General features: G+C 72.3%; 21 protein-coding genes. 9 read left to right on the forward strand and 12 right to left on the reverse strand.

The window, feature by feature from the left end; translation table 11 throughout:
• The first annotated feature begins 146 nt into the window (after positions 1–146).
• Positions 147–1,361 (forward strand): amino acid deaminase/aldolase, encoded by a 1,215-nt coding sequence (locus ACIBJC_RS21395; RefSeq protein ID WP_399294729.1) that lies wholly within the window; start codon positions 147–149, stop codon positions 1,359–1,361.
• 91 nt (positions 1,362–1,452) lie between these two features.
• Here the strand turns inward: ACIBJC_RS21395 and ACIBJC_RS21400 are convergent, their stop codons facing one another.
• From ACIBJC_RS21400 to ACIBJC_RS21415, 4 genes are read right to left on the reverse strand one after another with little or no spacing between them, the layout of a single operon-like run.
• Positions 1,453–2,409, reverse strand: a complete 957-nt coding sequence (locus ACIBJC_RS21400) for a DUF2510 domain-containing protein (protein WP_399294731.1) — start codon at positions 2,407–2,409, stop codon at positions 1,453–1,455.
• Positions 2,410–2,427: 18 nt separating this feature from the next.
• Positions 2,428–3,231 carry a 3-oxoacyl-ACP reductase gene (locus ACIBJC_RS21405; protein ID WP_399294733.1) on the reverse strand — a complete coding sequence of 268 codons (804 nt, stop codon included), beginning with the start codon at positions 3,229–3,231 and terminating at the stop codon, positions 2,428–2,430.
• 5 nt (positions 3,232–3,236) lie between these two features.
• Positions 3,237–4,622 (reverse strand): aldehyde dehydrogenase family protein, encoded by a 1,386-nt coding sequence (locus ACIBJC_RS21410; RefSeq protein ID WP_399294735.1) that lies wholly within the window; start codon positions 4,620–4,622, stop codon positions 3,237–3,239.
• A 13-nt stretch (positions 4,623–4,635) separates the two neighbouring features.
• The gene (locus ACIBJC_RS21415; RefSeq protein WP_399294737.1) at positions 4,636–6,000 is read right to left on the reverse strand and encodes a glutamine synthetase family protein; all 1,365 of its coding nucleotides are present in this window, start codon (positions 5,998–6,000) and stop codon (positions 4,636–4,638) included.
• Between the two features lie 99 nt (positions 6,001–6,099).
• On the opposite strand from ACIBJC_RS21415, the gene ACIBJC_RS21420 reads away from it, so the two are divergent.
• The 3 genes from ACIBJC_RS21420 to ACIBJC_RS21430 all read left to right on the forward strand — a co-directional run bounded on the left by ACIBJC_RS21420 (position 6,100) and on the right by ACIBJC_RS21430 (position 9,288).
• A complete protein-coding gene (locus ACIBJC_RS21420) occupies positions 6,100–6,831 on the forward strand; it encodes a FadR/GntR family transcriptional regulator (protein WP_399294739.1) in 732 nt (243 codons plus the stop codon).
• 162 nt (positions 6,832–6,993) lie between these two features.
• Positions 6,994–8,463: an ethanolamine permease gene (gene eat / locus ACIBJC_RS21425; protein ID WP_399294741.1), complete on the forward strand. Its 1,470-nt coding sequence runs from the start codon at positions 6,994–6,996 to the stop codon at positions 8,461–8,463.
• A gap of 60 nt (positions 8,464–8,523) precedes the next feature.
• Positions 8,524–9,288: a gamma-glutamyl-gamma-aminobutyrate hydrolase family protein gene (locus ACIBJC_RS21430; RefSeq protein WP_399294743.1), complete on the forward strand. Its 765-nt coding sequence runs from the start codon at positions 8,524–8,526 to the stop codon at positions 9,286–9,288.
• Here ACIBJC_RS21430 and ACIBJC_RS21435 read toward each other — a convergent pair.
• A complete protein-coding gene (locus ACIBJC_RS21435) occupies positions 9,244–10,191 on the reverse strand; it encodes a LysR family transcriptional regulator (protein WP_399294745.1) in 948 nt (315 codons plus the stop codon). The two genes, ACIBJC_RS21430 and ACIBJC_RS21435, sit on opposite strands and share 45 nt — an antisense overlap.
• Before the next feature lie 70 nt (positions 10,192–10,261).
• Here ACIBJC_RS21435 and ACIBJC_RS21440 point away from each other — a divergent pair, with 70 nt between their 5' ends.
• Positions 10,262–11,425 (forward strand): TDT family transporter, encoded by a 1,164-nt coding sequence (locus tag ACIBJC_RS21440; protein WP_399294746.1) that lies wholly within the window; start codon positions 10,262–10,264, stop codon positions 11,423–11,425.
• A 21-nt stretch (positions 11,426–11,446) separates the two neighbouring features.
• Here the strand turns inward: ACIBJC_RS21440 and ACIBJC_RS21445 are convergent, their stop codons facing one another.
• The 3 genes from ACIBJC_RS21445 to ACIBJC_RS21455 all read right to left on the reverse strand — a co-directional run bounded on the left by ACIBJC_RS21445 (position 11,447) and on the right by ACIBJC_RS21455 (position 15,872).
• Entirely contained in the window at positions 11,447–11,992 is a 546-nt protein-coding gene (locus ACIBJC_RS21445) for a helix-turn-helix domain-containing protein (protein ID WP_329824457.1), read from the reverse strand.
• A 165-nt stretch (positions 11,993–12,157) separates the two neighbouring features.
• On the reverse strand, positions 12,158–14,776 hold the full coding sequence (locus ACIBJC_RS21450; RefSeq protein WP_399294749.1) for an ABC transporter permease/substrate binding protein: 2,619 nt from the start codon (positions 14,774–14,776) through the stop codon (positions 12,158–12,160).
• Positions 14,769–15,872 (reverse strand): glycine betaine/L-proline ABC transporter ATP-binding protein, encoded by a 1,104-nt coding sequence (locus ACIBJC_RS21455; RefSeq protein WP_399294751.1) that lies wholly within the window; start codon positions 15,870–15,872, stop codon positions 14,769–14,771. Before ACIBJC_RS21455 ends, ACIBJC_RS21450 begins: the two co-directional genes overlap by 8 nt.
• Before the next feature lie 354 nt (positions 15,873–16,226).
• Between ACIBJC_RS21455 and ACIBJC_RS21460 the strand changes: the two genes are divergently transcribed.
• The 4 genes from ACIBJC_RS21460 (at position 16,227) to ACIBJC_RS21475 (ending at position 19,662) form a co-directional block, all read left to right on the forward strand.
• Positions 16,227–17,132: a 5'-3' exonuclease H3TH domain-containing protein gene (locus tag ACIBJC_RS21460; protein WP_399295167.1), complete on the forward strand. Its 906-nt coding sequence runs from the start codon at positions 16,227–16,229 to the stop codon at positions 17,130–17,132.
• Between the two features lie 52 nt (positions 17,133–17,184).
• On the forward strand, positions 17,185–18,033 hold the full coding sequence (locus ACIBJC_RS21465) for a siderophore-interacting protein (RefSeq protein ID WP_399294753.1): 849 nt from the start codon (positions 17,185–17,187) through the stop codon (positions 18,031–18,033).
• A gap of 292 nt (positions 18,034–18,325) precedes the next feature.
• On the forward strand, positions 18,326–18,910 hold the full coding sequence (locus ACIBJC_RS21470; protein ID WP_399294755.1) for a sigma-70 family RNA polymerase sigma factor: 585 nt from the start codon (positions 18,326–18,328) through the stop codon (positions 18,908–18,910).
• Entirely contained in the window at positions 18,907–19,662 is a 756-nt protein-coding gene (locus ACIBJC_RS21475) for an anti-sigma factor domain-containing protein (RefSeq protein ID WP_399294757.1), read from the forward strand. The genes ACIBJC_RS21470 and ACIBJC_RS21475 overlap by 4 nt, the downstream gene beginning before the upstream one ends.
• A gap of 71 nt (positions 19,663–19,733) precedes the next feature.
• Here the strand turns inward: ACIBJC_RS21475 and ACIBJC_RS21480 are convergent, their stop codons facing one another.
• From ACIBJC_RS21480 to ACIBJC_RS21495, 4 genes are read right to left on the reverse strand one after another with little or no spacing between them, the layout of a single operon-like run.
• Positions 19,734–20,570 (reverse strand): DUF1295 domain-containing protein, encoded by an 837-nt coding sequence (locus tag ACIBJC_RS21480; RefSeq protein WP_399294759.1) that lies wholly within the window; start codon positions 20,568–20,570, stop codon positions 19,734–19,736.
• On the reverse strand, positions 20,567–21,931 hold the full coding sequence (locus tag ACIBJC_RS21485; protein ID WP_399294761.1) for a class I SAM-dependent methyltransferase: 1,365 nt from the start codon (positions 21,929–21,931) through the stop codon (positions 20,567–20,569). Before ACIBJC_RS21485 ends, ACIBJC_RS21480 begins: the two co-directional genes overlap by 4 nt.
• Complete coding sequence (locus ACIBJC_RS21490) at positions 21,928–23,244, reverse strand: class I SAM-dependent methyltransferase (RefSeq protein ID WP_399294763.1); 1,317 nt, start codon at positions 23,242–23,244, stop codon at positions 21,928–21,930. Before ACIBJC_RS21490 ends, ACIBJC_RS21485 begins: the two co-directional genes overlap by 4 nt.
• On the reverse strand, positions 23,241–23,963 hold the full coding sequence (locus ACIBJC_RS21495; protein ID WP_399295169.1) for a DUF1365 domain-containing protein: 723 nt from the start codon (positions 23,961–23,963) through the stop codon (positions 23,241–23,243). Before ACIBJC_RS21495 ends, ACIBJC_RS21490 begins: the two co-directional genes overlap by 4 nt.
• Positions 23,964–24,028 lie beyond the last annotated feature (65 nt).

The following is a 24,028-nucleotide window of genomic DNA, read 5'->3' on the forward strand; positions in this document are numbered from 1 at the left end:
GCCGTACGGCGCGGGCCCGTTCGACGCGGTGTGTGCGTCACTCTACGGGCTGGAGAGCACCCCGCGGGAACGTCCGTGAAGGCCCGGGGTGATCTGCCCAGATCATCCCCCTACCGCGCGGTAATCCGCTCTGGCAAGCTCGGTCCATGACTCCGTCCCCGCCCCCGCGCGCCACCGACCGCGCCCGCTACGACCGGGCGACCGCCCACCTCGACGCGCCGCTCGCGCTGGTCGATCTCGACGCCTTCGACGCCAACGCCGACGACCTCGTCCGGCGGGCCGGCGGCAAGCCGCTGCGAGTGGCGAGCAAGTCGGTGCGCTGCCGTGCCCTGCTGGAGCGGGTGCTGGGCAGGGAGGGCTTCGCGGGGATCATGTCGTTCACACTGGCGGAGTCGCTGTGGCTGGCCCGGTCGGGCTTCGACGACGTGCTCCTCGCCTATCCGTCGGCCGACCGCGCCGGCTACGCGGAACTCGCCGCGGACCCCAAACTCGCCGCCGCCGTCACGGTGATGATCGACGACCCGGCCCATCTCGATCTGATCGACGCCGCACGCGAAGGCGGCCGGGAAGAGGTGAGGGTCTGTCTGGAACTGGACACGGCCCTAAGGCTGTTCGGCGGCCGGATCAGGATCGGCGCCCTGCGATCCCCGCTGAGCGAGCCGGCCCAACTGGCCGAGCTGGCCCGATCCGTGGCCCGGCGCCCCGGATTCCGGCTGGTGGGACTCATGGCGTACGAGGGACATGTGGCCGGGGTGGGGGACGCCCTGGCGGGTCGGCCGCTGCGCTCGCGCGCCATCCGGCTGATGCAGTCGGCCGCCCGCCGGGAACTGGCCGAGCGACGCGCCGCGGTGGTGCGCGCCGTACGGGCCGTCGCGCCCGATCTGGAGTTCGTCAACGGCGGGGGCACGGGCAGTGTCCAGCACACGGCCGCGGAGGACGCGGTGACGGAGATCGCGGCGGGCTCGGGCCTCTACGTACCGCGGCTCTTCGACAACTACACCTCGTTCACGGGCCGTCCGGCGGCGCTGTTCGCCCAGCCCGTGGTGCGCAGGCCGGGCGTCGGTGTGGTGACGGTGCTGGGCGGCGGCTACCCGGCGTCGGGCGCGGCGGGCGCCGACCGGCTGCCCGTCCCGTACCTCCCGGAGGGGCTGCGTTACGACCCGCAGGAAGGGCCCGGCGAGGTGCAGACCCCGCTGCTCGGGGCGGCGGCCGACGATCTGCTGATCGGCGACAAGGTGTGGTTCCGGCATGCCAAGGCCGGGGAGCTGTGCGAGCGGTTCGACACCCTGCGGCTGGTCGAGGGCGACCGCGTGGTGGAGTCCGTGCCGACGTACCGGGGCGAGGGCCGCACCTTTCTCTGACGTCCCGACTTCTCTCGGACTTCCGCTTCTCTCCGGTTCCCGCTTCTCTCTGAGCTTCCGCTTCCTGGATGCCTGGCTTCCGTGGGCGCGTTCAGGGGCCGATGGAGCTGCCGACTCCGCCCGAGACATCCCCGAGGGGGCGGATCCCCTCGGTGATCGTGTCCATCAAGGTGAGCGGCGGGCCGCCGGGGCCCGCGCTGAAGGCCGTGCGGACGCGGACAGGGGTCCCGTTGCCGATGGTCGAGGGGAAGACCAGGGACTGGACGTAGCCGCCGGAGCCGACCCCGGTGATGACCTTCCAGCGCACCAGGTATCCGGTGCGGCCCGCGACGACGGCGGACCGGGAGCGGATCACCGTGTGGGACGTGATGTCGCCGTGGGTGCTGAAGCCGGGGTAGTCGATGTCGGCGAAGGCCTCGTCGGCCGCCTTGGCGATGTCCTCCTTGGCGAGGGCCTCGGGGGAGGTCTCGTCGGTGCCGCTCACGGTGCCGGAGGAGACCGTGCCCTGGCGGCAGGTCATCGAGGGGGCGCCGGGACAGGTGTAGGTGGTGGCGGTGTGGATCGTCAGGGAGTCACCGGCGGAGTCCGGGCGCTCCCAGCCGTCGGGTATCGGCAGGGTGATGCCGTTCAACTGGTCGGTGAGGCGGGTCGGATCCTCGCCGGCCTCCGCCTCGGGCTCCTCGTCGGGTGTTCCCTCGCCCGGCTCCGGTGTGGTGGCGGGCGAGGGCGTACCGCTCCGCGCCGCGAGCGGCTTCGCGTCGCCCCGGTCGCCGCCGAAGCCGAGGGCCGCTGCGGTGATCACGGCCGCGGCGGCGAGACCCGCGGCGAGGATCGTGATCAGCCGCTTCCGGCCGCCGCCACCACGTACCGCTCCCCCGCCCACCGGTTCCCCGGCCGCCGGACCCGCCGGGGGCCGGGCGGTCGCGGAGGACGCGGGGGACGCGCCGAGCGGGCGGGTGTGCGCCGTCCAGGCGGTCCCGTCCCACCAGCGTTCGGTGGACGGAACGTGCTGGTCGGGATACCAGCCCGGCGGGGTCGTCATGGCCATCGGGCCAGCCTATGCGGCCTACAGGGGGGTGACGTACGCGCCCGAGATGCCGCCGTCGACCAGGAAGTCGGTGGCGTTCACGAAGGACGAGTCGTCGCTGGCGAGGAAGGCGACGGCCGCCGCGATCTCCTCCGCCTCGGCGAACCGGCCCAGCGGGATGTGTACGAGCCGGCGCGCGGCGCGCTCCGGGTCCTTCGCGAACAGCTCCTGGAGCAGCGGGGTGTTGACCGGCCCCGGGCAGAGCGCGTTGACCCGGATCCCCTCGCGGGCGAACTGCACGCCCAGCTCGCGGGACATGGCGAGGACGCCACCCTTGGAGGCGGTGTACGAGATCTGGGAGGTCGCCGCGCCCATCCGGGCGACGAAGGAGGCGGTGTTGATGATGGAGCCGCGGCCCTGGCGGCGCATGTAGGGGAGGGCGGCCTTGCAGCAGAGGTACACGGAGGTGAGGTTGACCTCCTGGACCCGCTGCCAGGCCTCCAGTCCCGTGGTGAGGATCGAGTCGTCGTCGGGCGGCGAGATGCCCGCGTTGTTGAAGGCGATGTCGACGCTGCCGTAGGTGTCGTGGGCGGCCTGGAACAGCGCCTCGACCTCCTCGGCGGCGGTGACGTCGACGCGTACGAAGGTGCCGCCGACCGCTTCGGCGGCGGCCTTGCCCGCGGTCTCGTCGATGTCGCCGCAGACGATGTGCGCCCCCTCGGAGGCGAGGCGGCGCGCGGTGGCGAGACCGATGCCGCTGGCGGCTCCGGTGATGACGGCGGTACGGCCGACCAGGCGGCGGCAGACGATGTCGGACGTGGAGTCGGTCGCGGGAGTGGTCATGGAGCTCAGACCTCCGTGCTGAGGAAGACGTTCTTGGTTTCGGTGAAGGCGGCGAGGGCGTCGGGGCCCAGCTCCCGGCCGATTCCGGACTGTTTGTAGCCGCCGAAGGGGGTCGCGTAGCGGACGGCGCTGTGGGAGTTGACGGAGAGATTGCCGGCGGCGACGGCGCGCGAGACGCGCAGGGCGCGGCCGACGTCCCGGGTCCAGATCGATCCGGCGAGGCCGTAGTCGGTGGCGTTGGCCAGCCGGACGGCGTCGGCCTCGTCCTCGAAGGGCAGGACGACGGCGACGGGGCCGAAGACCTCCTCGGTGGCGACAGCGGAGTCCGGGGCCGCGTCGGTGAGGACGGTCGGCGCGAACCAGAAGCCGGGTCCTTCGGGTGCGGTGCCCCGGATGGCCCGCGCGGTGTCGGGGACGTACGCCCTGACGCGCTCCCGTTGCAGGGCCGAGATCAGCGGGCCCATCTGGGTCTTCTCGTCGGAGGGGTCACCGACGACGACCGAGGCGACGGCGGTGGAGAGGAGTTCGAGGAACCGGTCGTGGACCTCGCGCTGGACGAGGATGCGGCTACGGGCGCAGCAGTCCTGGCCGGCGTTGTCGAGGAAGGCCATCGGGGCCGAGGCCGCGGCCTGTTCGAGGTCGGAGTCGGCGAAGACGATGTTGGGGCTCTTGCCGCCGAGTTCGAGGGTCACGCGCTTCATCAGGGCGCTGCTCCTCGCCATGATCTGCCGGCCGACCTTGGTGGAGCCGGTGAAGACGATCTTGGCGACCCCGGGGTGTTCGACCAGCGCGTTGCCTGCGACGGCGCCCGCGCCGGGCAGGACCTGGAAGAGATGCTCGGGGAGCCCGGCCTCCAGGGCGAGTTCGGCCAGGCGCAGGGCGGTGAGCGGGGTGGTCTCGGCGGGTTTGAGGAGGACGGCGTTGCCGGCGGCGAGCGCGGGGGCCGTGCCCCAGGCGGCGATCGGCATGGGGAAGTTCCAGGGGGCGATCACCCCGATCACGCCGAGCGGTTCCAGCAGGGTGATGTCGAGGCCGCCGGCGACGGGGATCTGGCGTCCGGTCAGCCGCTCCACTCCCCCGGCGCTGTAGTCCAGGAGATCGCGGACGTTGCCCGCCTCCCAGCGGGCGTTGCCGAGGGTGTGGCCCGCTTCGCGGACCTCCAGCCGGGCCAGTTCCTCGGTGTGGGCGTCGACGACGGTCGCGAAGCGGCGCAGCAGCCGGGCGCGGTCGGCCGGGGCCGCCGCCGCCCATCCGCGCTGGGCGGCGGCGGCGCGCCGTACCGCCGTGTCGACCTGTTCGACGGTGGTCGCGCCGATCGCCGCGATGGTCTCCCCGGTGGCGGGGTTGAGGATCTGGTGTACGGCGTGGTGTTCCTGCACGTCGTTCCTCACGGGTGGTCGTTCCTCACAGACGTTCGAAGGAGCGGCGAAGCTCCCAGTCGGTCACCGCGGCGTTGAAGGCGTCCACCTCGACGCGCGCCATGTTGCTGTAGTGCGCCACCACCTCCTCACCGAAGGCGGCGCGGGCGATGGGGCTGTTCTCCCAGAGCGCGGCGGCCTCGGCGAGGGTGGTGGGGACGTGGGGGTACTCGGCCGCGTAGGCGTTTCCGGCGCACGCCTCGGGGAGTTCGAGTTCGTTCTCGATGCCGTGGATCCCCGCCGCGACGAGTCCGGCGACGGCGAGGTGCGGGTTGACGTCCCCGCCGGGCAGCCGGTTCTCGAAGCGCAGCGAGCGGCCGTGGCCGACGACGCGCAGCGAACAGGTGCGGTTGTCGTAGCCCCAGGCGACGGCGGTGGGGGCGAACGAGCCGGGCTGGAAGCGTTTGTACGCGTTGATGGTGGGCGCGTACAGCAGGGAGAAGTCGCGCAGCGCGGCGAGTTGTCCGGCCAGGAAGTGGCGCATCAGGGGGGACATGGAGCCGGGTCCGTCCCCGGCCATGGCGTTGGTGCCGTGCTCGTCCTGGAGCGAGAGATGGATGTGGCAGGAGTTGCCCTCGCGCTCGTTGAACTTCGCCATGAAGGTGAGCGAGACGCCTTCCTGGGAGGCGATCTCCTTGGCGCCGGTCTTGTAGATGGCGTGCTGGTCGCAGGTGACGAGGGCCTCGTCGTACTTGAAGGCGATCTCGTGCTGGCCGGGGTTGCACTCGCCCTTGGCCGACTCGACGGTGAGTCCCGCGGTGGCCATCTCGTTGCGGATGCGGCGCAGCAGGGGTTCGACGCGTCCGGTGCCGAGGACGGAGTAGTCGACGTTGTACTGGTTGGCGGGGGTCAGGCCGCGGTAGCCGCTGTCCCAGGCCTCTTCGAAGGTGTCCTTGAAGACGATGAATTCCAGCTCCGTGCCGACGTGCGCCGTGTAGCCGTGGCCGGCGAGGCGTTCCAGTTGGCGGCGGAGGATCTGGCGGGGCGCGGCGACGACGGGTGAGCCGTCGTGCCAGGCGAGGTCGGCGACGAGCATCGCCGTGCCCTCGTTCCAGGGGACGCGGCGCAGGGTGGAGAGGTCGGGGCGCATGGCGAAGTCGCCGTAGCCGCGTTCCCAGGAGGACATCGCGTATCCGTCGACGGTGTTCATGTCGGTGTCGACGGCGAGGAGGTAGTTGCAGCCCTCCGTGCCGTTCTCCAGGACGTCGTCGAGGAAGAAGGGCGCGGCGAACCGCTTGCCCTGGAGCCGGCCCTGCATGTCGGGGAAGGCCAGGACAACTGTGTCGATCTCGCCGCTCTCGACGAGGACGCGCAGTTCCTCGATGGAGAGCGGGGGTGTGCGGTCTGCCACGGGATTGCTCCTCCTTCGGTCAGCCGGAAGGCATAAGGTATGCCTGAAGACCTTTGGTTGGGAAGGGGCAACGGCGACGTGGCGAGGAGGAACGAGCCGATGGACCCGTCCGACGCGGACCCGCTCACTCCGGTTCTGCGGCCCGTGCGGGCCGGGAACGGGTTCGAGGAGGCGCTGGAGCAGATCCTCCAGGTCGTCAGGCTGGGGCTGGTCGCGGCCGGGGAACGGCTGCCCGCCGAGCGGGAGCTGGCGGACCGGCTGGGGATCAGCCGGGTCACCCTGCGCGAGGCGCTCAAGGTCCTCCAGGACCAGGGGCTGCTGGAGAGCCGGCGCGGCCGGTACGGCGGAACGTTCGTACGCCCCCGTCCCGACGCGCCCGCGCTGGGCGCCGAGGAGGAGCTGCGGCGGCGCGTGGCGGCCGTGGACATCGAGGACGTGCTGCGCTTCCGCGAGGTGCTGGAGGTCGGCGCTGCGGGGCTGTGCGCGGCGCACGGGCTGACCGGCGAGCAGGCGGAGCGGCTGCGTGCGGCGCTGGCCGCGACGCACGAGGCGCCGCTCGCGGAGTACCGCAGGCTGGACACGCTGCTGCATCTCACGCTCGCCGAGCTCGCCGGGTCCGCCACGCTGACCGCGCAGTACGCGGCCGTGCGGGCGGGGGTGAACGATCTGCTGGACTGCATCCCGCTGCTGGTACGGAACCTGGAGCACTCGCAGCGGCAGCACACGGCCCTGGTCGGGGCGGTGCTGGACGGGGACGCGGACGGGGCGCGCGAGATCGCGCGCGAGCACTGCGGCGGTACGGCGGCGCTGCTGCGGGGCTTCCTGGCCTGAGCGTCCGCGGGCCACGGCCACCCTCCGGCCACCTCGCGGTCCGCCGCGCGATCCGGCGCCGGGGCCGATCCGTAACAGCCGTTTAACGCACGGGTCTTGCGCGCGGTCGTCGCGACGACAATGGTATGCCCCCACACCATTACCCCGAGGCAGGAGCGGATCATGTCCGAAGGCACGGACTCGCGCACCCCACCGGCCGGCGTGGCGGACGGCGCCGCTCCCCCGGAGACCGACTACCTCCAGCGGCGCGCGCTGCGCCGGGGCAGCGCGGGCTGGCTGCTGCTCACCGGTCTGGGCGTCGCCTACGTCGTCTCCGGGGACTTCTCGGGATGGAACATCGGCCTCTCCGAGGGCGGCTTCGGCGGTCTGGCCATCGCCACCCTCCTCATGGGCGTGATGTACGCCTGTCTGGTCTTCTCGCTCGCCGAACTGTCCGCCATCCTGCCCACGGCGGGCGGCGGTTACGGCTTCGCCCGGCGCGCGCTGGGCACCTGGGGCGGCTTTCTCACCGGAACGGCCATCCTCATCGAGTACATCCTGGCGCCGGCCGCGATCTCCATCTTCATCGGTGAGTATGTCGAGTCCCTCCATCTCTTCGGTCTGACGGCCGGCTGGCCGGTCTATCTGGCCTGCTTCGTGATCTTCATCGGAATCCATCTCTGGGGTGTCGGTGAGGCGCTGCGCTTCAGCCTCGTCGTGACCGCCGTCGCCGTGGCGGCGCTGCTGATCTTCGCGGTCGGCGCGTTCACCGAGTTCGACGCCGGTGGTCTCAACGACATCCCCGCCGACCCGGACGCCTTCGGCTCGACCTCCTGGCTGCCGTACGGCGTGCTGGGCATCTGGGCGGCCTTCCCGTTCGGCATGTGGTTCTTCCTGGGGGTCGAGGGGGTGCCGCTGGCCGCCGAGGAGGCCAAGGACCCGGTGCGTTCGATGCCCAAGGCGCTGTCGATCTCCATGGGTGTACTGGTACTGCTCGCCCTGCTCACCTTCTTCGCCGCGACGGGCGCCCGGGGCTCGGCGGCCATCCAGGAGGCGGGCAACCCGCTGGTGGTCGCGCTCCAGGGGGACGGCGAGCCGACCCCCCTCGGCCGGTTCGTGAACTACGCGGGTCTCGCCGGTCTCGTCGCCTCCTTCTTCTCGCTCATCTACGCCGGGTCCCGGCAGCTCTTCGCGCTCTCCCGCGCCGGATACCTGCCACGATTCCTCTCCCTCACCAGCAGCCGCAAAGCCCCCTATCTGGGTCTGCTGATCCCCGGCGCGATCGGGTTCGCGCTCGCGGCGGGCACCGGCGACGGCGGGCGGATGCTCAACGTGGCGGTGTTCGGCGCCACCATCTCGTACGCGCTGATGGCCCTCTCGCACCTCGTGCTGCGCCGCCGGGAGCCCGGTCTGCCCCGCCCGTACCGGACGCCCGGCGGCATGCTGACCTCGGGCATCGCCTTCGTGCTCGCGCTGTCCGCGCTGGTGGCGACGTTCCTGGTGGACAAGGACGCCGCGTTCATCGCGCTGGGCGTCTATGTCGTCGCCCTCGCCTACTTCACCTTCTACAGTCGGCACCGGCTCGTCGCTGCGGCCCCCGAGGAGGAGTTCGCGGCGCTCGCCGCCGCCGAGGCCGAACTCGAACGCGGCTGACAGCACCCGTACCACCCGCACCCGTACCACCCGCACGCGAACCACCCGCATGGAGGCACAGTGAAGCCGCTCATCGGCATCAGCACCTATCTGGAGGAGTCCACCGCCTGGGGCGTCTGGGAGCTCCCGGCGGCCCTGCTGCCCGCCGGCTACCCCCGGCTCGTCCAGCGCTCCGGCGGTACGGCCGTGATGCTCCCGCCGGACGACCCGGAGGCGGCGGCCTCGGTGGTGGCCCGGCTCGACGGGGTGGTGATCGCGGGTGGCCCCGACGTACAGCCCGTGCGGTACGGGGCCGAGACCGACCCCCGCACCGGGCCGCCCGCCCTGGAGCGGGACGCGTGGGAGCTGGCCCTGATCGAGGCGGCGCTGGCCTCCGGCACCCCGCTGCTGGGGATCTGCCGGGGCATGCAGCTCCTCAACGTGGCGCTGGGCGGGACGCTCGTCCAGCACGTGGACGGGCACAGCTCCCCGGTCGTCGGCTCCTTCGGCTCCCACGCGGTGAAGCCGGTGCCGTTCACCCGTTACGGGGAACTGGTGCCGGAGGAGTTCGCCGTACCGACGCACCACCACCAGACGGTGGACCGGCTCGGTGCGGGGCTGACGGTCTCGGCGTTCGCCGCCGACGGCACGGTCGAGGCGGTCGAGCTGCCGGATCCGCGGCCGGTCCTGGGCGTCCAGTGGCACCCCGAGATGGGCGAGGACACCCGCGTGATGTCCTGGCTGGTCCGGGCCGCCTCGGACCGGGGCGCCGCGGTGCGGGCCGCCTCGCTCCAGGCCGCCTCAGAGCCCGACGGGCGGGTCGGGGGCGGCGCCGCGCGTCAGTGACAGCAGGTCGCGCGCGGGCCCGGCCGGGCGGGCACCGGTCGGCCAGACCGCCCGCAGGTCACGGCGGAGCCGTAGGCCCGCCACCGGCACCCGGACCAGCCGGCGCGCGGCCAGTTCCTCGCCGACCGCCAGCTCGCTCAGCACGCAGGGGCCCTCCCCGCTGACGGCGGCGGCCTTCAGCGCGGTGGTGGAGGCCAGTTCGAGCAGCGGCCTGGCCGGGCCTCCGTACGCGCTCAGCCCCGCGTCCAGCACCTGGCGGGTACCGGAGCCCGGCTCCCGCAGGATCAGCGGCGTCCCGGCCAGCTCGGCCGGTTCGAGCGGGTTCCGGCGGCGGGCCCACGGATGACCGGGCGCCGTGACCACCAGCAGCCGGTCATGGCCGATGACCACGGAGTCCAGCCCCTCGGGCGTGGCCAGCCCCTCCACGAAGCCGAGATCCGCCTCACGGCTCAGCAGTCGCTCGGCGACGGCGACGGAGTTGCCCGCGTGCAGCGAGACGGCGGTGTCGGGACGTGCCCGGCGCAGCGCTATCAGCCAGCGCGGCAGCAGATACTCGGCGATCGTCATGCTGGCGGCGACGCGCAGCCGGGAGTCCCTGCGGTCCCGCAGGGCCTGCGCGCCCGCGTCGAAGGCCTCGGCGGCCTCCATGACCCGCCGGGCCCAGTCGGTGACCAGGGTGCCCGCGTCGGTCAGCCGCGAACCGCGCGGCGAGCGGTCGACCAGCGCCACCCCGAGCTGCCGCTCCATCGCCCGGATCCGGCTGCTCGCGGCGGGCTGGCTGATGCCCACCTCCCGGGCGGCCCCGCCGAGGCTGCCCAGCCGGGCGACGGCGAGCAGCAGCTCCAGCGCGCCGAGGTCGGGCACCCGGTGCGAGAGCGGGGCGGCGAGCGGATCCTCGGACATAAGTCCAGGTTATGTCCCCATAGGGAGAGCGGGGCTGGTGGGGGCCGGGGCCGGGCGGGACGCTGGGCGTATGGCCGTCCTCGCGCACCCCGTCCGTCCCGACCGTTCCGTCGGCGGGCTCCCGCCCGGTGCCCGGCGCCCCGCGCTGCGCCATCTCGGGCCCAACTGGTACGCGACGGTGATGGGCACGGCGATCGTCGCGACCGCGGGCGCCGCCCTCCCGGCGGCCCTGCCGGTGCCACAGGCGGTCTGGGTGGCGGTGTGGGCGCTGTCGGCGGTGGCGCTCGCCGCGCTCCTGACCGCCCGCGCCGGCCACTGGCTGCACCACCGCGACCAGGCGCGCGCCCATCTCCTCGACCCGGCCGTGGCACCGTTTTACGGCTGTCTCGCGATGGCGCTGCTGGCCGTCGGCGCCGCGACGCTCGCCGTGGGCCGCGACGTGCTGGGCGAGCGGGCGGCGCTCGCCGTGGACGCGGTGCTGTTCGGCGCGGGGACGCTGCTCGGCCTCGCGGTCGCGGTGGGGATCCCGTACCTGATGGTCGGGCGCCACCGTCCGGCCGCCGCTGACGCGTCGCCGGTGTGGCTGCTGCCGGTGGTCGCCCCGATGGTCTCGGCGGCGGTGGGCCCGTCGCTGGTGCCGTACCTGCCGGCGGGTCAGGGGCGTGCGGCGCTGCTGTACGGCTGCTACGCGCTGTTCGGGCTGAGTCTGCTGGCCACACTGATGCTGCTGCCGCTGGTCTTCGCCCGGCTGGTGGTGCACGGTCCGCTGCCGCTCGCGCTGACCCCGGCGCTCTTCCTGGTGCTCGGCCCGCTGGGCCAGTCGACCACCGCCGTGGGCCGGCTCGCGGACGTGGCGCCCTCGGCGGTCGGCGCCCCGTACGCGGACGCGCTGTCCGCGTTCGCCGTGGTGTACGGGGTGCCGGTGATGGGGTTCGCGCTGCTGTGGCTGGCGCTCGCGGCGGCGCTGGTGGTACGGGCCGCCCGGCGCGGGATGCGGTTCACGATGACGTGGTGGGCCTTCACCTTCCCGGTCGGCACCTGCGTGACGGGTGCGGCGGGGCTGGCGCGCCACACCGGGCTGGCGGCGCTCTCGTGGCTGGCCGTGGGACTGTTCGCGCTGCTGGTGACGGCGTGGGCGGTCGCCGCGTGGTGCACGGTGCGCGGGCTGCTCGGCGGAGCCCTGCCGGGTGGTGCGCCCCGGACGCCCGCGCCGGAGCCGGTGCGGGCCGTGTGACCCCGTACGCCGTCCGGGGCGTCAGCGCCGGTCGAAGGTGGCGTCGACGTCCTCCGCGACGGCGACGACCAGGATGCGGGTGCCGGGTTCGGTGGCGCGCCACCGGTGCCGTACGCCACCGGAGAGGTACAGCGTGTCGCCGCGCTCCAGCCGGTAGGCGCGGCCCTCCGCCTCCACCTCGGCGGCGCCGTCGGCGATGTACATGACCTCGTCGTTACGGTGCATGTACTCCCGGCCGGTGTCCTGCTCGCCGGTGAACTCCTTGGCGTTGAGCTGGTGCCCGCCGCGCACCACGCGCCGTACGCCGGGGCCGGGCTCCGCCGCCCGGACGACATCGACCGTACGGGCGGAGTCGGCTGCGGCGTGGAGCTGCGCGGGGGTGGTCTCCAGGGCCTCCGCGACCCGGTCGAGCGAGCGGGTGCTCGGCCTGGCCCGTTCGTTCTCGATCTGGCTGAGGAAGGGCACGGACAGCCCGCTACGGCCCGCGACCGCCGCCAGGGTCAGGCCGAGGGACCTGCGCCGCCTGCGGACGGCGGCGCCCACCCTGAGCGCTTCCTTGTCGTCCATGACTGGCTCCCTCCCGACCGGATCGTCATCCTCTCAGAGTTGACGGCCCTGCAAGAGCTGTCCTCCATGATGCGCGCGGCAGAGACGGAACGGAAACGCCGGAAGGGTGGGTGTCGCGCGGTGCGACACCCACCCTTCCGGGTCAACCTCGGTGATGCCTTCCGGCTACACCGGGGCCATCTTGTCCGCGATGCCCGGATTCTCGCCCATCCAGGTCTTCACGGCTTCCTCCTCGTGGCCCGTACCGGCCTTCTGGATCTCGTTCTCCAGGCCGGAGAGCTGCTCCTCGCTCAGCTTGAAGTTCTTGAACCACTTCGTGAGCTGCGGATAGTTCCCGGTGAAGCTCTTGTGCGCGACGGTGGTGAGCCGGTCACCGTCACCGAAGGTCTTCTTCGGGTCCTTGAGCTTGGTCAGCTCGTACTCCTTGTAGGCCCAGTGCGGGCTCCACAGGGAGACCGCGATCGGCTCCTTCTTGGCGTACGCGCGCTTCAGCTCCGCGAGCATGCCGGGCGTGGAGCTGTCGACGACCTTGTACTCCCCGTCGAGGCCGTACCCGGGCACAACGTCCTCCTTGAGGACGTTCATCTGCTCGGTGCCGGGCTCGATCCCGACGATCCGGCCCTGGAAATCGTCGCCGCGGCCCTTCAGGTCGTCCAGGGACTCGACGCCCTTCACGTACGAGGGAACGGCGACCTCACGGGTGGTGGGCCCGTACCAGGAGCCGAGCTGGGTGAGGTCGTTCTTGTACTTGTCCCAGTACCGTTTCTGCGCGTTCGGCAGCCACGCGTCGAACTGGACGTCGATCTGGCCCCGGGACATCGCCTCGTACATCGGGCCGAGTTCGAACTGCTTCAGGTTGACCTTGTAGCCGCGCTCCTCCAGGACCGCCTTCCACAGGTACGTGGCGGCGATGTCCTCCTCCCACGGGAACCACGCGATGTTCAGGGCGCGCTCGGTCTCTCCTTTGCCGGACGTGCCCGCCTTCTCCACCGGGGTCCACTTCTCGGCGAGACCGGGGTTGGCCTTGAGCCAGGTCCGTACGGCGTCCTGCTCCTTGCCCTGGCCGGCCTTCTGGATCTCGGCCTCAAGGCTGGTGAGCTGCTCCTCGTTCATCTTGAAGTTCTTGAGCCAGGAGCCGACCTGCGGGTCGTCCTCGGAGAAGCCCTTGCGGGCCAGCGTGTGGACGCCGTCGCTCTCCGCGCCGAACGCCTTCTTCGGGTCGGCCAGCTTGGTGAGGTCGTACGTGTTGTACGCCCAGTGCGGCGACCAGAGCACCACGACGACGGGCTCCTTCTTGGCGTACGCGCGCTTCAGCTCCGCGAGCATGCCCGAGGTGGAGCCGTCGACCAGCTTGTACTCCTTGTCGAGGCCGTACGCCTTGAGGACCTTGTCCTTGAGAAGGCCCATCTCGCCCGCGCTCGGCTCGATGCCGATGATGCGGCCCTTGAACGTGGAGCTCTTGCCCTTGAGGTCGGCCAGGGAGTTGACGCCCTTCACGTACGAGGGAACGGAGAGCTCCAGGGAGGTCTTGTCGTACCAGGCCCCCATGTCCTCCAGGTCGTCCTTGTACTTGGCCCAGTAGGAGGCGTGGGTGACCGGCAGCCAGGAGTCGGTCTGGATGTCTATCTGGCCGTTGGCCTGGCCGGTGTAGAGCGATCCCGCCTCGTACTGCCGTGCGTCGACCTCGTAGCCGCGCTGCTCCAGCAGTTCCTTCCACAGGAACGTGGAGGCGATGCCCTCGTCCCAGGGGATGTACCCCATGCTGATCTTCTTGCCCTGGCCGACGTTGCCCGCCTCGTTCGAGGTGGACGACGAGGAGCCGCCGAAGAGGCCGATGCCGCCCGCGACGAGCGCGAGGACGAGCACGCCCGCGATCGCGACGACGGGCTGCGGACGGTGCTGCCAGATCTTCAGACCGCCGGCGGCCTCCTTGGCCTTGGCCAGGATGCGGCGGCCGACCGGGGAGACCTGGAGGCTGAGCGCGCCGGTGATCCGGTCCAGGTAGACGGCGAGGATCACGACGGAGAGGCCCGCCTCGAAGCCGAGGCCGACGTCGATGTTGCCGAGCGCGCGGTAGACGGCGCCACCGAGCCCGCCACCGCCGACCATGCCGGCGATGACCACCATGGACAGGCCCAGCATGATGACCTGGTTGATGCCCGCCATGATCGTCTGGAGGGCCAGCGGGAGCTGGACCCGCAGCAGGGTGTTACGGGGCGTGGTACCGAACGCCTCGGCGGCCTCGACCAGCTCCGCGTCGACCTGCCGGATACCCAGCTCGGTCATCCGGACGCCGGGCGGCAGGGCGAAGATGATCGTGGCGATGATGCCGGGGACCGCGCCGATGCCGAAGAAGACGACACCGGGGATCAGGTAGACCATGGCGGGCATGGTCTGCATCAGGTCGAGCACCGGGCGGATCAGCGAACTGACCGTCTTGGAGCGCGCCGCCCAGATGCCGAGCGGCATCGCGATGGCCAGCACCACGATGGTCGCGACCAGCACCAGCGAGAGCGTCTCCATCGCCTCGGCCCACAGCTCCATCGAGTCGATGAGCGCGAAGCCGACGAAGGCGAGGAGACCGGCGCTGAGGCTCCGCATCCACCAGGCGAGTACGGCGAAGATCCCCGCGAGGAGCAGCGGCTCCGGCGCGGAGAGTACGGCGTTGATGGCGTCGTACAGGTGGGAGACGACCCAGCCGATCGCGTCGAACAGCCAGGCGAAGTGGTTCTGGAGGAAGTCGACAGCGCTGTCGACCCAGTCACCGAGGGGCAGCCTAGGCACTGGCGACCGCCTTGTCCGTACCGGTGCCCTTGGCGACCGCGGACTTGACGTTCTTGTCCGTGGTGACCGGGGCGAGCGCGTCGGCGGGCGTCATCGGCTCGCCGAGGACGGCGAGCAGCCGCGCGCGCGGGACGACACCGACGAGGGTGCCCTCGTCGTCGACGACGGCGACGGCCACCTCGCTGGTCGAGCAGGGGGTGAACAGCTCGATGATGGGGGTGGACTCGGTGACGGTGGCGGGCGCGGCGTCCAGGATGTCCTGGGCGCCGCGCAGTTCCTTGCCGCCGTCCGTGACGGTGCCGAAGGCGGTCTCCGGGTCGGCCATGATGGCGCCGGCGGTGAGCACCCGGGAGCGGTCGACGTCCTGGGTGAAGGAGGCGACGTAGTCGTTGGCCGGGGTGACGAGGATGTCCTCGGCGCTGCCGAGCTGGACGATCTCCCCGTCGCGCATGACCGCGATCCGGTCGCCGAGGCGCATGGCCTCGTTGAGGTCGTGGGTGATGAACACGATGGTCTTCTTGAGCCGTTTCTGGAGTTCGAGGAGCTGATCCTGCATGTCGCGGCGGATCAGCGGGTCGAGCGCGCTGAAGGACTCGTCCATCAGCAGCAGATCGGCGTCGGTGGCGAGCGCGCGGGCAAGGCCGACACGCTGCTGCATGCCGCCGGACAGCTCGTCGGGCCAGGACTTCTCCCAGCCGCCCAGACCGGTCATCTCCAGGGCCGCGGCGGCGCGCTTCTCGCGCTCCTCGCGGGGCACACCCTGCACTTCGAGTCCGTATCCGGCGTTCTCCAGAACGCTGCGGTGCGGGAAGAGCGCGAAGTGCTGGAAGACCATGCTGATCTTGGTGGAACGGACGTGACGCAGTTCGGCGGGGGGCAGGGCGGTCAGGTCCTGGCCGTCGAAGAGCACCTGGCCCGAGGTGGGCTCCAGGAGTCCGTTCAGCATGCGCAGCAGCGTGGACTTGCCGGATCCCGAGAGACCCATCACCACGAAGATCTGGCCGGGCTCGACCGAGAACGAGGCGTCGATCACCGCTGCGGTCGTACCGTCGGCGCGGAGCTCGTCACGGTCCGTACCGTTCTTGAGCTTCGTCACGGCTTCGTCCGGTCGTCTGCCGAATACCTTGTACAGGTGATCGGCTTGCAGCCTGGTCACATACACCTCACGGTTTGAACGGAAAAACGGCCCGTCACCCCCGCGGGCGGGCCGTGGAGCGGGCGGATTCGGTCCGTCCACCGGGGACGATGCGTGAAATCGCCCTCTGGCTGGCTCCGGGAGCGCGCCTGCCCGTCCTTACACAAGGCAAACAATTAAGTGACACAGGTCACACAAGATCACAAGCGGATCGGCGCAAAACCCCCTTTCGCCCCCGGCCGCCCGGTCACGGACCGGTGCGAACCGGCACTGTCAGTGGTACAGGGCATCATCGGGGGTGTGACACGACGCCTGATGCTCCTGGACACCGCCTCCCTCTACTTCCGCGCCTACTTCGGGGTCCCCGACTCCGTACGGGCCCCGGACGGCACGCCGGTCAACGCGGTGCGCGGTCTGCTCGACTTCATCGCCCGGCTGGTCCAGGACCACCATCCGGACGACCTGGTCGCCTGCATGGACGCCGACTGGCGGCCCGCCTGGCGGGTGGAGCTGATCCCCTCGTACAAGGCGCACCGGGTGGCCCAGGAGCGCCCCGAGGGGCCCGACGAGGAGGAGACCCCGGACACCCTGGGCCCGCAGGTCCCGGTGATCGAGGCGGTCCTCGACGCGCTGGGCATCGCGCGGATCGGCGTCGCGGGGTACGAGGCGGACGACGTGATCGGCACGCTCGCGGGCCGCGCCGCGGGCCCCGTCGACATCGTCACGGGCGACCGGGACCTCTTCCAGCTCATCGACGACTCCCGGGGCGTACGGGTGCTCTACCCGGTCAAGGGCGTGGGGACGCTGCAGCTCATGGACGAGGCGGCGCTGCGCGAGAAGTACGGGGTGGACGGCGCCGGATATGTCGATCTGGCGCTGCTGCGCGGCGACCCGAGCGACGGGCTGCCCGGCGTACCAGGAATCGGCGAGAAGACCGCGGCCAAGCTGCTGGACGCCTACGGCGATCTCGCCGGGATCATGGCGGCGGTCGACGACCCGTCCTCCCGGCTCACCCCGTCGCAGCGCAAGCGGCTGGACGGGGCCCGGGAGTACGTGGCGGTCGCGCCCACGGTGGTCCGGGTCGCCGGGGACGTCCCGCTGCCGGAGTTCGACCCGGCGCTGCCCGCGGGACCGCGCGATCCGGCCATGGTCGACGCGCTGGCCACGCGGTGGGGTCTGGGCGGGGCCCTGCGGCGTCTGCTCGCCACACTTCCACGGTGAGTGTTAGCTTACTTAGGTAAGCCTAAGCGTCGTGGAGTCGAGGGAGACCGCCGTGGCAGAACAGCCGGCCCGCCAAGCACCGAAGGTCCATGAGGGACAGGTCCTGCGCACCGAATGGATCACCCCGCACATGGTGCGTGTCGTCCTGGGTGGCGAGGGGCTGGCCTCGGTGCGGGCCGGGGAGTTCACGGACCACTACGTCAAGGTGCTCTTCACCCCGGACGGCGTGAGCTACCCGGAGCCGTTCAACATGGACCGGATCCGGGCGGAGTTCCCCCGCGACCAGTGGCCCCTGAACCGTACGTACACGGTGCGCGCCTGGGACCCGGCCACCCTTGAGCTGACCATCGACTTCGTGGTCCACGGCGACGAGGGGCTGGCCGGCCCGTGGGCGGCGCGCGCACAGCCGGGCGAGACGGTACGACTGCTGGGGCCCGGCGGTCTCTACGCGCCGGACCCGGCCGCCGACTGGCATCTGCTGGTGGGCGACGAGAGCGCGCTGCCGGCGATCGCCGCCTCACTGGAGCGGGTGGCACCCGGGGCCGTGGTGCACGCGTTCGTGGAGATCTCGGGCCCCGAGGAGGAGCAGAAGATCGCGACACCGGACGGGGTCGGGATCACCTGGCTGCACCGCGGCTCCCGCCCGGTGGGCGAGGCGCTGACCGCCGCCGTGCGCGCGCTCGACTTCCCGCCCGGCGATGTCCTGGCCTTCGTCCACGGCGAGGCGGGTTTCGTGAAGGAGCTGCGCCGCCACCTGCGGCTGGAGCGGAACATACCGCGCGAGCGGCTGTCGATCTCGGGGTACTGGCGGCTCGGCCAGACCGACGAGGCGTGGCGCGCCGTCAAGCGCGAGTGGAACGAGCAGGTGGAGAAGGAGCAGGAGCAGCGGCCCGCGGCCTGACCCACAAACCGCCGGGCTCCGACAACGGGTCCCGGTACGGGCGGTCCGCCCGTACCGGGACCCGTTGTCGTCTCCTGCAGGCGCATCCCGTCCTGGACGGACTTCTGGTACGCCCAGTTCGACGACCTTCTTGAAGTGGCTGCCGGGACATGTCCCGGCAGCCACTTCGGTGCGGGACGGACCAATCCGGGGGTATCCCGGCTCCGAATCCATGCTGGAGTCTGTTCGGACCACTCGCCGACCAGCACGAATGGAAGCTCGAACGCATGTGCGCACCGTGGAGGAAAGCCGCGTGAAAGAAGCCGTACACATCGGCGGCCCCGCTTCGGCGGGGCCCGATCTTCAGGAATTGCTGAGCCAGGTGGCCAGGGGCGACCAGGAGGCGTTCTCCCGGGTGTACGACCAGGTCTGCGGCCCCGTACTGGGCCTGGTGCGCAGCGTGCTGCGCGATCCGGCCCAGTCGGAGGAGGTGGCGCAGGAGGTCCTGCTGGAGGTCTGGCGGACGGCCACCCGTTTCCAGCCGTCCCGCGGCAGCGCCATGACCTGGGTCATGACTCTCGCGCACCGGCGCGCGGTGGACCGGGTGCGCTCGGCGCAGGCGTCCAGCGACCGGGAGCACCGGGCCGCGCTGCTCGACCGTACGCCCGCCTTCGACGAGGTCACCGAGCAGGTGGAGGCCAGTCTCGAACGGGAGCAGGTGCGCCGCTGTCTGCGGACTCTCACCGAACTCCAGCGCCAGTCCGTCACACTGGCGTACTACCAGGGCCTGGCCTACCGGGAAGTCGCCGAGTTGCTCTCGGTCCCGCTGGGCACGGTCAAGACCCGATTGCGCGACGGGCTCATCCGGCTGCGCGACTGCTTGGGGGTGAACGCATGACCACTGCGGATCTCCACACGCTGACCGGCGCGTACGCGCTGCACGCCCTGGCCCCGGAGGAGCGCGCCGAGTTCGAACGTCATCTGGAGGCGTGCCACGCGTGCTCCCAGGAGGTACGGGAACTCTCGGCGACCGCCGCCCGCCTGGGCCGGGCCGTGGCCGTGACCCCGCCGCCCGCGTTCAAGGAGCAGGTGCTCCGCCGGATCGCCACCGAGCGCCAGGACCCGCCGAAGGTGACCCACCGTCAGGCCCGCTCCGGCGGCACCGGCCGTGGCCGCGCCCTCTCCCGCTTCGCTCTGGCCGCGTGTCTGGCCGCCGTGGCGGGGCTCGGCGGGGTCGCGGTCTGGCAGAACCAGGAGGCACGGGACGCACGCCAGGAGGCGCGGGCGGCGCAGCGGCACTCCGAGGACCTGGCCGCCGTGCTCGCGGCCCCGGACGCCAAGGTCGCCACGGGCGGCCTGACGAACGGCGCGACCGGGAGCGTGATCGTCTCCCGGGCACGGGACCGGGCGGCGTTCGTCGCCTCCGGGATGCCGAAACCGCCCAGCGGCAAGGTCTACGAGCTCTGGTACAACGACGGCGGCACGATGCGCGCCGCGGGGCTGCTGGATCCCGTGACCGGCTCCGCCTCCGTACTGATGGACGGGCCGGTGGACGGGGCGTCCGGCATGGGCATCACGGTGGAACCGGCGGGCGGTTCCGAGCAGCCCACCTCCACCCCGCTGGCCCTGATGAACTTCCCGGCCGCTTGAGGACCCTGGATCGGGCGGGACCGTGGGCCGTGGGCCGTGGCCCGCGGCTCCGCCCGATCCACTGCGGCCGGTCAACCGGTCAGCCCACGCCCCTTCCCTGACCGGCCCGGCTTCGGCGGCAGCGGGAAGAAACCACTCGTACGGGCGGTGTACTCGGCGAAGCCGGGACGGTCCGCCATATGACGTTCCAGCAGGCGCTTCCCGCTGCCCCTGGTCAGCAGCAGGCTCATCACCAGCGGGCCGGCCACGGTCGCCGCGGCCACCGCCGGATCGTCGCAGACGATCAGGAAGAGCCCCCACCAGACGCAGAAGTCCCCGAAGTAGTTGGGGTGCCGGGTCCAGCTCCACAGCCCCCGGTCCATGATGCGGCCCCGGTGCGCGGGATCCGCCTTGAACCGGGCGAGCTGCCGGTCCCCGACCGCCTCGAAGAGGAGCCCGACCAGCCAGAGCGCGCAGCCCGCGTACGCGACCGGGCCGAGCGGGCCCGCCACGTACGGCGCGGCCAGTACCGGCAGCGCGACCAGCACGACCAGGGCGCCCTGGAGCAGGTAGACCATGCGCAGGGCGTGGAGATTCCGGTTGCCGGACGCCCGGGCGAGCATCGCCTCGTACCGCGCGTCCTCCCCGTGGCCCCGGCCGCGCGCGGCGATATGGGCGGCCAGGCGCAGCCCCCACACCGCGGTCAGGACGGTGACCAGCAGCCGGCGCGTTCCGTCGCCGCCGTCACCGGCCGACATGGCGTACGAGACGAGCGCGACGGCCGTGAACGCGAGGCCCCAGGCGATGTCCACGATCCGGTGCATCCCCTTGACGAGGGCGAGCGCGAACGTGACGAGCATGACGGCGAGGGCCGCCGCCGCGGCGGCGCCGACCCCCTCCCCGAACTCTGCCCACGGGTAGCCGTTCACCGCGGCACACCGTCCCGGTACCACTCCCGGAGCGCGCCGGGCCGCCCGCCCGCTGGCATCCCGCTCTCCCCCGTGGCCGTCGGCCGTACGGCGAGGATCTGGTCGACGCCCATCCGGCGCTCCTCGAACGCGAGCGCGGAGCCGGCCAGGTAGAGCCGCCAGACCCGGGCGGTCTGCGGACCGACCAGCGCGGCGAATTCGTCCCAGCGCTCCTCCAGCGTGCGGTGCCAGGCCCGGATCGTCCGGACGTAGTGCTCGCGCATCGCCTCCACGGCCCGTACCTCCAGGCCCGCCCCCTCCAGCAGCGACACGGTGTCGCCCAGCGGGCGCATGTGCATGTCGGGGGCGATGTACGACTCGATGAAGGCGCCGCCGCCGGGGGCCGTGGCGGAGCGCGACATCTGCTGGACGAGGACCCGGCCGCCCGGCCTGGCCCTCGCGTGCAGCAGGGCGGTGAAGGCGGGGTACTCGGCGTCGCCGACGTGCTCGCCCATCTCAACGCTGGACACGGCGTCGTAGCCGCCGCCCTCGATGTCGCGGTAGTCGCACAGCCGTACCTCGACCAGCTCCTCCAGACCCCGCTTCCCGACCTCGGCCCTGACGTACTCGGCCTGTTCGGCGGCGAGCGTGACGGCGGTGACCCGGGCCTTGAACTCCTCGGCCGCGTACAGGGTGAGCGATCCCCAGCCGCAGCCGATGTCGAGCAGCCGCGCGCCGGGGGTCAGCGCGAGCTTGCGGCAGATCAGTTCCAGCTTGTCGCGCTGGGCGTCGGCGGCCCCGTAACCGGGTCCGTCGCCGGTCCAGTAGCCGCAGGAGTACGCCATGGTCTCGTCGAGCAGCAGCGCGTAGAAGTCGTTGGAGAGGTCGTAGTGGTGGCTGATCGCGGCCCGGTCCCTGGCCCTGCTGTGCGCGGAGCCGGTGAGCCGGGCCTGCGCGGCGGGCGCGGGCGGGCGCACCCCGACCGCGCCGAGGCGCAGGGCGGTACGGGCGGCCCTGACGCGGTCGCCGACGGTGAGCCGGGACGGGCGCGGGCCGCGGTCGCGTACGGCGCTGCCGAGGGTGCGCAGCCCGTCGGCGAGATCCCCCTCGATGTCCAGCTCAGCGGTGATGTACGCCTGGGCGAGGCCGAGTTCGTCGGGCTGCCAGAGCAGTCGGCGCAGGGCGCGGCGGTTGCGGATCAGCACGACGGGCGTGCCCTCGGGCCCGGCGACGGAGCCGTCCCAGGCGCGCAGCCGCAGCGGGAGCGGGCCGCCGAGGAGCTGACCGGCGAGGGCGTGGAGGCGCGGGGCTGCGCCGGTGGGCGGGGCAGCGCCGGTGGGCGGGGCGGGCACCGGGAGGGGGGCCTTCCGGGTGGAGGTCATCGGGAGGTCTCCTTGGTCAGCAGCATCTGCTGCACGTCGAGGTAGCCGGAGCGGAAGCCCGCCTCCGAGTAGGCGAGGTAGAAGGTCCACAGGCGGCGGAAGACGGCGTCGAAGCCGAGCGCGTCGACCCGTGCGGCCTGTTCGGTGAAGCGTTCGCGCCACAGGCGCAGCGTCTCGGCGTAGTGCGCGCCGAAGCCGTCGCGGTCGGCCACGCGCAGGGCGGTGCGGTCGGCGGTGATCTGTTCGATCGCCTCGACGGAGGGGCAGAAGCCGCCGGGAAAGATGTACTTCTGGATCCAGGTGTGGGTGTGCCGGGTGGCGAGCATCCGGTCGTGCGGCATGGTGATGGCCTGGAGGGCGATCCGGCCGCCGGGGACGAGGAGCCGGTCCAGGGTCGTGAAGTACTCGGGCCAGAACTCCGCGCCGACGGCCTCGACCATCTCGACGCTGACGATGGCGTCGAACACGCCGTCCACCAGCCGGTAGTCGCACAGCTCGACGGAGACTCGGTCCTCGAAACCGGCCTCGCGGATCCGGACGCGGGCCAGTTCGCACTGTTCCCCGGAGAGGGTGACGGTACGCACCCGGGCGCCCCGGGCCGCCGCGCGCAGGGCCAGTTCGCCCCAGCCGGTCCCGATCTCCAGCAGCGAGGTGCCGGGGCCGACCCCCGCCTCGTCCAGCAGCCGGTCGATCTTGCGGTGCTGGGCGGCGGCCAGCAGCGAGCGGTCGGCGGGGAAGCCGCGGAAGAGGGCCGAGGAGTACGAGAGGGTCTCGTCGAGGAAGAGCGCGAAGAGGTCGTTCGAGAGGTCGTAGTGGCGGCTGATGTTGTCGCGCGAGCCCTCGGGGGTGTTGCGCTGGGCTGCGGGCTGCCGGGGTGCCCAGGCCGCGCGGAGCCGCTGGAGCGGCCGGGGGACGAGTTCGGCGAGGCGTTCGGCCAGTACGGTCAGCACACCGACCAGGTCGGGGGCCTCCCACTCGCCCGCCATGTAGGACTCGCCGAAGCCGATCAGTCCGCCGGCGCCGATCCGGCGGTGGAACGCCGTGGCGTCGTGGATCTCCATCAGCGGGCCGCCGAGGCCGATCGTCCCGCCCCCGTCGAACCGCACGCACAGAGGGAGTTGGCCGAAGGCCCGCCGGACGAGCCGTTCCGTCACGGCCGTACGGAGCCACGAGCCGCGCGGCAGCCGCGCGACGTCGGGCCAGCGCGACGGGTCGGGAACGGCGGGCGCGGCGGGTGTCCACGCAGCGGCGGGACGGGGGGACCCGGGAGCGCCGGGGGACGCCGAGGAAGCCGGGGAGACGGACACGCTCACTGAAGACCCTCCTGGGGCTGGTGACGGGGACGGGGCTGGACGGGCAGTCCGCGCAGGCGGAGGCGGATGCCGTGCAGCCGGATGCCGGCGGAGACGACGGCGGTGGACCAGGGGTGGCGCAGCGCGGCGCGCACCAGGGTCCGGGGGGTGGCGGGGCGGCGCTCGCCCCGTACGGTCGCGGTGAACGGGCTCCCCTCGGGGCGCTTCAGACGTACCGTCAGGCGCAGCCGCTCGTCGGGTTCGGGCAGGCGCATGGTGTAGCCGCCGTCGACCGGGAAGAACGGCGAGACGTAGAACTCCTTGTCCACGGTGGCCCGTCCGGTGGCGTCCGGGCGCAGCAGGTAGCAGTGCCGCTCCCCGTAGGTGTTGTGGACCTCGGCGACGACGCACAGCGGTGTGCCGTCGGTCCGGTGGCACCAGAAGAGGCTGAGCGGGTTGAAGACATGCCCGAAGACCCGCGCGTGGGCGAGCATCGTCACCCGGCCGTCGGCCAGGTCGATGCCCTGGGCGGCGAGGAACGCCGTCAGCCCGGCGCGGATGGTGGGCCGGGTCCCGCCGAAGTGGTCGCGCGCGTCGAAGCGGGCGAGGGGGCGCAGCGGCCGGGGCAGCCGCGGTGGCCGGTCGGGGTCGATCAGCCACATGTAGGTGCGCAGCCCCAGGGTGTGGCGGCGGGGAGCGGTCCTGACATGGCGGACGTCGCAGGTGTAGAGCGCGGGCACGACGGAGGCGGGCACAGCGGAGGCGGGCGCGACGGAGGTCGGCGGGGTGGCGGGCGCACCGGGTC

The organism is Streptomyces sp. NPDC050509 (assembly GCF_044457965.1).
Lineage (GTDB): Bacteria > Actinomycetota > Actinomycetes > Streptomycetales > Streptomycetaceae > Streptomyces.